This window comes from Verrucomicrobiota bacterium, assembly GCA_037139415.1.
GTDB lineage: Bacteria > Verrucomicrobiota > Verrucomicrobiia > Limisphaerales > Fontisphaeraceae > JBAXGN01.
Genome location: JBAXGN010000252.1, coordinates 1 through 9,046 on the forward strand (window position 1 = coordinate 1; position 9,046 = coordinate 9,046).

The following is a 9,046-nucleotide window of genomic DNA, read 5'->3' on the forward strand; positions in this document are numbered from 1 at the left end:
ATTGACAGAGCACGGCGAAAAAGGCAACTTTTATTTGCGGATAAGCACTAAGGCGCGCAGGATTTTGGGCGGCTGGCGAGACGCGAGCGAGGCGCATATGCGTTAGGCCAAATGCCGGGCTTGGAGGTTTACCTCAACGATGGCCGGGTGGAGATCGATAATAATTTGGTCGAGAATGCCATCCGGCCCACCGCCCTCGGCAAAAAGAACTGGCTCTTTATTGGGGACGCGGACGCGGGCGAACGCAGTGCCATCCTTTACACGGTGATTGAAAGTTGCCGCCGCCGTCAGTTGGACCCGTACAGCTATCTCAAAGAAGTCCTCACCCGCCTGCCCCACATGACCAACCGCCAAATCCCGGAAGTCACCCCGGCGGCTTGGTCGAAGCGCAACCAATCAGCGCTCCAACGCCTCGCCTCATAACCGTCAGAGCCGATTTATCTTACGCCTCTCATGGTTCTCTCATCCCTTGTCAAGAGGTGCTCGGCGTTACGCTTACACTTTACACACAACCGCAACAGTACACGGCGACGCGACTTCATCTCTACCGCCCTGTCCAAGTTGCTTGATCAGGATGTATCGTCCTGAACCTATCTTTTGGCCAGCTTTGAACGACGTATCCGACATGTGCATGCCGAGAGACTAACAGGGAACAGGAGGTGAAGGCAATCCGTTTTGAATATAGCCGTTTTGACTGCAGACCGGGCCCTACTTCATCTTCGACTTAATCTTAGTGCGGTTCATGCTTATCTTTAGTCGGGCCAACTCCAGGCTTTCAGCTTTCGCGTTTTTAGCATGGTTCGCGGTTTGAATTTCTCGCCCATTCCAACTCCTGACTCCAAGCTTCCAAATTTTTCGATTATATTTTTCTGCCCGATAATCTATTTGCCATGTCCGATTTCCCTAATTTTATGCCTGTAAATGTTTCTGCAAAATCAGCTTCGTGGGTTGTTTCATTCATCATTTTGCCTTCTACCTTCTGCCTTTCGTTTTTTCCTCCCGGAGGGAACCACCTTTCCCATTTCTCCCTTATCCTGCTGCCCGTGGGTCATTACGGACTGCGCGTTTGCGATCCGCCAGACACCGTGTGTCGCGATCCACCTGACTGAAAAACGATAACGACATAATATTATGAAAACTCAAATTCTGGTGCTGGACCGTTTAAAATTCCAGCTCCTGACTCCAAACTCCTATCTTCTTCGGTTTCATTTTTTACCTGCCATTTTTATGCCATGCTCTTCGCTCCCCATTCGCGTCGCTTCGCGTAATTCGCGGGCATCCCATGTCTGTCTCTGAAATTTGAAATCTTAAATCTGAAATCCCTATGTGGCCCCACAAATTCATCTCCCGCATCATCCGGCCCAAGATCATCAAGCCGGTCATCATCCGCGCCATCATCCGCATTGCCCCGAAACGGATCGGCCCGCGCCCCAAACCATCCCTCATCACCCAATACTTTCGCACGGCCCAACGGTTCATGAACTTGGATCGGATGCTGTTTTCCAACAGCTTCGCCTTTTGCCAGAACTCGTTGCGCCAGCTTCTGGCCACCTTCCCGCAACCAAACTGCACCACCCCCCTGCAAAATGGACCAGCCGCGGTTGACTCCCAATCCGCACAACAGTCTGTTTTACATCAACTTATAAAATTGACTTCCGTCGAGGCCACTTCCTGAAAAATTCATTTTCGGTACAGAAACGGTCCACTTTTGGTCCAGTTTTTATACCTGCCACCCCAATCACCCCCAACCCAACACGATTATGCTCAAGCTCAACGATGCCCAACGCGAAAACTCCTGGCTTGGGTAAAACAACTCCTTGACAGCGCCAGAGATTCGGCCCATTTAATTGTCACACCGCACCCATTGTGAATGAGATACGCCCGTGACATTTGCCACGCGAAGAGCCAATCCAGGAAACTGGCGTTGGCCGCCCGGCGACATCCAGGGACATGCAAAAGTGCGTGTGCCCGATGGAATGCAACCGTGAACGTCGGCAAAAAATCATGAACAAGGTTAAATATAACCGGCGGTCTTTGGCGGTCGAAAAAATAGTATTACGCTGCATGGCGGTCATTTCTCCTTGTCGAGCCGCCTCAATCACGGTACTAACATCCCAGTGGATTTGCCGGACCACCCGCCGGTCGAATCCTCAGTCAGACAACCATGAGATCGTTGCTCGTCATTACGAAGGAAAACGGCATGTGCGGTGCCGTGCAGGCCGCGTTGGACGCGGCCCAATTCCGCGTCCTTGGTTGCCACGGTCTGCCCGAGGCGGAACCCCTTTTGCGCCAAGGCCTGCTGGACGCCTGCATTCTGGATATGGACCTGACCGATGTGCAACCGATCCGGGTGATTGAGCAATTGCGCCGCCTGGCGCCCGATTGTCCCATCCTCGTGTACGCGACCGCCCGCAAATGGGAATGGGAAGAGGATGCCTATTTGCTCGGGGTAACCCACATTCTGGCCAAGCCCGTGCGTGGCCGGTTGCTGCAAACCTTGCTCGAACGCTTGTCGCCGGTGGCCGCCACAGTGCCAGTGGTTCCCTCAAACCGCCCGCCACCCGCCGCCAAAGCCGACTCGGATTTGAATCTCAAAGCTGCGCTCGAAGCGTTGCGGGATGCCTCGACGGTCCTGAGTCACAGCCTGGAACCCGCCGCCTTGCTCAAGCAATTTCTCCTGATGTTGCGCGAGGTGATTGATGTCAACCGTGCCGCCATTTTTTTACGTGCCTCCTTTCAGGGGCTGGATTTGAACGCGGAGCTGCCCAAGAACGGGAGCCTGCGTCCCGCCTGCGCCATCGGCATCCCCAACGAATTACTGGAACATTTTGAGTTGTCGCTGGATTCGGGTATCGGCGGCTACGCGCATCGGTACGGTCGGATTCTGCGGCACGGGGCGGAAGAGGTCGCCCGGGATCGGGCCATCCAGAAAGAATTTGAACTGCTTGGCACTCAGGTGGCCATCCCGATCCTGGACCGGGAATGCCTGGTGGGCGTGGCCGTGTTTGATAACCAGCTTACCGGCGAGGCGTTCACCAACGAGGCCTTGGCGCTTATTTTCCATCTCCTGGAGCAGTTGGGCATGGCGATCAAGAATAGCTGGCTGCACGATCATTTGCGCGCCAGCCTGGGCATGATGACCGGAGTGCTTGGCCAGCTCAGTTGCGGCTGCGTCATTGTGGACCGGCATCTCAAAATTCATTTTGCCAACCCGGCGGCGCACGCGCTACTGCGGCATCCGAATGAGGAGGCGTCGGTCACCATGGCGTTTTCCGAACTCCCCAGCCCCATCGCCAGCAAAGTCTTCGAGACCCTCAAAACCGGGCGCGATCACCCGCCCTTTATGTTCCGCCCGGCGGGCCAGACGGAGGACGTGTATCAAATCACCATTTGCGCCTTCCAGCAGGCCGTCGGCGGCGCGGTCCTGCTGCTCTTGGAAAATTACACCCATGTGGAGCGCGCCAAACAACTGGAAATCGAGTCCGCCAATCTCCGGATGTTGCAAAAAATGGCCCAGCAATTTGCGCACGAAATCGGCAATTCCCTGGTGCCCATTTCCACCTTTCAGCAAATGTTTCAAGCCCAGACCAAACCGGTTGAATTCCCGGCGGAATTGGTGGAGGCCATTGCCCACAGCGTCAACCGAATCGCCCGGCTTTCGCGCCAGATGTTTTTCCTCTCCCGCGATCAACCGGTCGAGTCGCACGCCATCGAAGTCAAGTCACTCGTTCAGGATGCCTTCAAGGAAGCGCAGGTTTTTTATCCGCATAAAACCCCGGCGCTGGCGCTGGAACCGCTGCCGCAATCCTGTGTCATTTGTGGCGAGGAAAACGGCCTCAAACATGCGCTCGCCGAGCTGTTCTTAAACGCCTTTCAGGCCAACCCGGCGGCGGCCGAAACCCGCGTGCGCATTCTGCGGGACGCGGCAACCTCCGGCACTCATTGGCTGCACATTGAGGTGCTGGATGCCGGGCCGGGCTTCACCGCCGAAACCATTCGCAAAGCCCAAAAGCCATTCTTCACCACCCGCACGGTGGGTGTGGGACTGGGCTTGACCGTCGCCAACAAAATCCTGGACGCCAACAAAGGCCAGTTGACCATTGCTCCCAACGGACCAGGTCAGCCCGGAATGGTCCGCTTTTCCCTGCCGTTGCAGGATAATTTGACCCTGGAAATTTGTACGTAAAAAAAGACTGGAAAAAATAAACCAAGCCTTTAGCCTCATTCCCAGACATGAACAACTGGACATACACTGCCTGCAAGCTGGCGCTCGGTGCCGGCCTGTTACAACCTGGACTCAGCTTCGCCTTGGGGATTCGTATCGCGGATCAGGATGCCCGCGCCACCGCCCGCGGCAACGCATTTGCGGCCACTGCGGATAATCCCTCGGCCATTTATTACAATCCCGCCGGCATCAGTCAATTGACCAACCAGCAAGTGCGGGTCGGTGTTTACGGCATTGTGCTCGGTTCCGAATACACCAGCCCCACCGGGCGTAAATCAGAAACGGTGGGCCACGTGCAGGCGCTGCCGCAACTTTACTATGTGTATCATCAGGAAAATTCCCCGCTCGCGTTCGGCCTGGGCGTTTACAGCCCCTATGGCCTGAGCTTGGAATGGCCGCAAAACACCGGTTTTCGCACCTTGGCCACGGAAGGGCGCATCGGCTATTTCACAGCGCATCCCGTCGTCAGTTGGCAGGTGCTGCCCACGCTCTCGCTGGCGGCGGGGCCGACCTTTAATTATGCGGATACCGACTTGCGGCGCGGCATTCTGGGGGGCAACGACCAATTCCGATTCACCGGCCATGATTGGGATCCGGGCTTTACGTTGGGGGCGATGTGGCGGCCGCACGAAAAACATTCGTTCGGGCTGACCTATCGCAGCCGTACCACGCAAAATTTTCAGGGTAACGCGATTACCCACCTGCCGCCGATTCGGTCTGCCACCGAAACGGCCAATGCGGAATTCAATTTCCCCCAGAATGTGGTCTTGGGCTACTCCTTCCGCCCCACGCCGGATTGGAATGTGGAATTCGACGTGGACTGGACGGATTGGAACAGCCTGAACACGGTGACTCTGCACAAACCTTCCGGAGACATGAAGTTGCCGTTCAATTGGCGATCGAGCTTCTTCTATGAATTTGGCGTGACGCGCCAATTGGGATCCGGATTGGCCCTCAGTGCCGGATATATTTACAGCGAAAATTCCGTGCCAGATCGCGATTTCAGTCCCTTGGTGCCCGATTCCGACCGTCATATTTTCTCTTTGGGTTTGGGCCAAAAAAACACCTCGTGGAATTGGGATATCGCCTATCAATACGCCTTTAGCCCCACTCGCCGGGTGGACCAGAGCGTCTCCACCTCGTTGGTGGGAGAATCGGCTAACGGCCTCTACCACTATGCCAGCCATGCCATCACCATCTCTATTGGATACACCTTCTAAGGTTATCACCCCGCCGCCCTCCAGCGCGCGCCGCACTTTGCTGGTGGTGGACGATGAGGAAGGTCCCCGGCTCTCGCTGTGGACCATCTTCAAGGACGACTATCAGGTATTCCAAGCCGAGGGCGGTGCCCAAGCCATCGCCTTGGCCCGCAAGCAACACATGGACGCCGCCGTGCTGGATATTCGCATGCCAGTCATGACCGGCACCGAATTGCTGGTGCAGCTCAAGACCATTGACCGCCACATCGAAGTGGTCATGCTGACCGGTTACGAAACCCCGGAGACCATCAAGGAAGCCTTGCGCGCTGGCGCTTGCGATTATTTGAATAAACCGTTCAATATTTCCATTATCCGCGATTCGGTGGCGCGCGCCATGCACCGCCGCGCGATCTCCGATGAGATGCATTCCGCGCAAATACAACTGGAAAACCTGAAGACGGAAATCAGCAACCAGCAGACGCAACTCAAGAAACTGGGCAACCAGATCACCATCTATGCCAGCGTACTCCATGACATTTCCAACCCGCTGTCGGCCATCGGCATGACCGTGGAATTAATCCTGGAGGATTTAAACCGCTCGCCGGTTTTAACCGGGGAATGCCTGGAGCAATTCAAGTCCAAGGTTTCCAACATTACTTTCATTGCCTCCAATTGCATCGAAATCTGCAAACGCTATCTCAGCTACCTCCGGCAAAAGCCCGGTGACAAAACCGTGGTCTCCCTCCAGCGGATGCTGGAAGATTTGAAACTGGTGTTGAAGTACAATCCGCATGTGCAAGAACACTCGGTTTCCATTTCGCCTTTGGCCATCACTCTGCCAGTGCAGATTCACAGCCTTGATTTACTGCAAATCCTGATTAACCTGGTGAATAATGCGCTGCAATCCTCACCCCAGTCAATCCAGGTCGAAGTGTTCGCTCAAACGCTTCCCGGCCCCTTGGACCTCAGCGCCATGCCGGATGGACCTCAAAGCCGTTTCATCAATCGGGAAACCTTCCGCAATGACACCGCGTTGGCCGCCATTTCGGTGCATGACACCGGAACCGGTATTCCGCCGCAGATTCTGCCCCGTCTATTTGAAACCTTTTTCACCACCAAAGCGCAGGGTGCCGGCACTGGCTTGGGGCTTTCCATCGTGCGCAAGCTGGTCGAAAACGCCGGGGGCGGCATCCATGTGCAAACCTGCCTCGGCCGGGGCACGACCTTTACAGTATATTTTCCCGTGGCCACGACCAACGTTACCGCTTGAATTTGTTCCGGCACGCATTTCTGTTCACCGCCGGCTGGTTTGGTGCGGCGCTCGTTTTGGCTGCCGCCCCCGGCGCCGGCTTGGTCAACGGGGGATTTGAAGCGGGCTTTGATGGCTGGACTTGTGGTCCCGAGGATCAAGGCATCAGTCAGATTTCCACGGTTCGTGCCGCGACTGGCACCCATAGCCTTTGGATTCGTGATACCGATACCAAGCATGGCTCGGATGTGTTATCCAGTCGTATCCCGGTTTCGCAGGGAACGTATGAATTGCGCGGCAAGTCGTTTACCGTTTCCGGTCAGGGCCTGGGCATTTATATTCGCGAACTGGACGCCAAGGGCAATCGGGTCAAACAACCCAAAGACACGCTAGCTTCCCCCAGCCCCAAAATCGGCCAGTGGCGTCCCTTCCGCCTCGAGTTCATGCCGCAACCGACGACGGCCTTCGTGCAACTCTGGATTCACAGTTTTTTCACCGCCCAAGTGGAGGTGTTCCTGGATGATCTGGAATTGGTGCCCGTCCCCACGCCATCCGCAGCACCGCCTTGGACGCCACAGTATAAACTCAAGCCGGCGGAAACCAATCGGCTGACCCCGGCAGATATCGTGGGACCAGATGGCATTGTGTATCCCAACTGGGCGCAGACCGGAGTGCGCGGCGGGATTCCCAAAGTGAAAGAGATCGTCAAGCTGGATGACTTTGGCGCGGCGCCGGATAGCGGCAAGGATATGGCGGAGGCCCTCGAAAATGCCGTGCAAGCCGCCAGCGCCAAGGGCGGCGGAGCAATTCTGTTTTCGGCGGGGACCTATTACCTGGACCGGCCCGTGACCATCCGGGAAAGTGGGATTGTCCTGCGCGGCCAGGGCATGGAGCGCACCCGGATCATTTTCCGCTATGCCCTGCCGTCGAACGGGGCGGTGTTTTATTGGCCCAAACCGAACCTGCGCGTGGGGACCAGCATCCCGTTTGAACTGCATTGCCTGCCTCAGGGCCTGATGAAGATGCGGATTACTGCGGATGGCGGCATTCCGCTGGGGGATTGGCAGCGCAGCCAGCATTCCGGCAACACGTTCATGAGCCGCGCTTCCGGCAAGGCCATGTCCAAGCTGGCGGACGGACCGCACACGTTGACTGGCACCGGCGAATATCAGGATGGCCGCACGCGTTCCACCGCAGTCCGCTTCACACTGGACCGCTCCCTGAAAAATGAGCGGGTGCCCAACTCCCAGGTGGCGATCTGTTTTCAAGGGCCGGGGTTGGTCGGGCCACCATTCAAGCTCGCCCGGGACGGACGCCGCGGGGACCTGCAACTCGAATTGGTGGCGGCGGCAGGATTGGCCGCTGGAGATACGATCATGCTGGAAGGCCCGGCCACCGAACGGTGGAAAACGCTGACGCAAAACAAATGTGAATGGGGCACGTACCGCCGTTACTATTTGCGCGTGGAGAAAGTGGATGGCAACCTCATTACGATCAATCAACCCTTGCGCATTGAGTTTCCGACGGTGGACGGTTCCTATGTGCAGAAGATATCTGTGCTCCAGCGCTGCGGCGTGGAAGACATGTACTTGGAGCAAACGGAAGATTTGTGGATCACCACCGTTAGCTTTGATTATGCGTGGAACTGCTGGGCGCGCGGCGTCAAAGTGCGCAAGTGCGGTCGTAACCCGGTGTACGCCCACAGTGCCAAGTGGTGCGAAATCCGGGACTGTGTGTTTGACGATGCCTGGTTCAAGGGTGGCGGCGGTACGGCGTATGTGGGCTGGGAACTGGTCAGCGATTGCCTCATGGAAAACGTGGAGACGTTCAAATTCCGTCATGCCCCCCTGATGCAATGGGCCGCGAGCGGGTGCGTCATCCGCAAAGGCGTTTTTCATGATTCCGATGCCCAGTGGCATTCCGGCTGGACGCATGAAAACCTGTTTGAGCAATGCGTCATCAACTCAGTCAGCGGCAACGGTGGCTACGGCTTCGGCATGTGGGCTTCGCCGCCGGAAGATTCGGCGCACGGCCCCAATGGCCCGCGAAACGTCATCTATAACTGCGATGTTTCCAGCATCAAAGACGGCCTCTGGCTGGGCGGTATGAACGAAAACTGGATCGTCGCATACAACCGCTTCAGTGTGCAAAAAGGGGCGGGCGTGACCATGAAAACCTTTAGTTTCGACCACATCATCCAAGGCAATGTGTTTGATCTGAAAGATGCCCAAAGCCCGATGGTCCTCTTGCAGACCCCCAACTGTTCCGGCGTGGAAATCCGGACTAATGTATTGCGTGGCGGCAGTGGGCAATTCGCTGGCGGCCTCGGCAAACTGTTCCACGAAGTCGGCAACCAAAAGGCGGACACCGCCA

Annotated in this window: 5 protein-coding genes and 1 pseudogene; all 6 read left to right on the forward strand. The window is 56.4% G+C overall.

The annotated features are described in order from the left end of the window. Positions 1-96: 96 nt before the first annotated feature. Positions 97-423: pseudogene (locus tag WCO56_27210) on the forward strand (transposase). 901 nt (positions 424-1,324) lie between these two features. Next, positions 1,325-1,675 (forward strand): hypothetical protein, encoded by a 351-nt coding sequence (locus tag WCO56_27215; GenBank protein ID MEI7733291.1) that lies wholly within the window; start codon positions 1,325-1,327, stop codon positions 1,673-1,675. 489 nt (positions 1,676-2,164) lie between these two features. After that, positions 2,165-4,186, forward strand: coding sequence for an ATP-binding protein (locus tag WCO56_27220; GenBank protein ID MEI7733292.1), 2,022 nt, complete (start codon positions 2,165-2,167; stop codon positions 4,184-4,186). Between the two features lie 47 nt (positions 4,187-4,233). Beyond that, positions 4,234-5,445: an outer membrane protein transport protein gene (locus tag WCO56_27225; protein MEI7733293.1), complete on the forward strand. Its 1,212-nt coding sequence runs from the start codon at positions 4,234-4,236 to the stop codon at positions 5,443-5,445. Continuing rightward, positions 5,429-6,694 (forward strand): response regulator, encoded by a 1,266-nt coding sequence (locus tag WCO56_27230; GenBank protein MEI7733294.1) that lies wholly within the window; start codon positions 5,429-5,431, stop codon positions 6,692-6,694. Before WCO56_27225 ends, WCO56_27230 begins: the two co-directional genes overlap by 17 nt. Then, a partial coding sequence (locus tag WCO56_27235; protein ID MEI7733295.1) for a glycosyl hydrolase family 28-related protein occupies positions 6,691-9,046 on the forward strand: 2,356 nt, incomplete at its 3' end. The genes WCO56_27230 and WCO56_27235, both read left to right, overlap by 4 nt.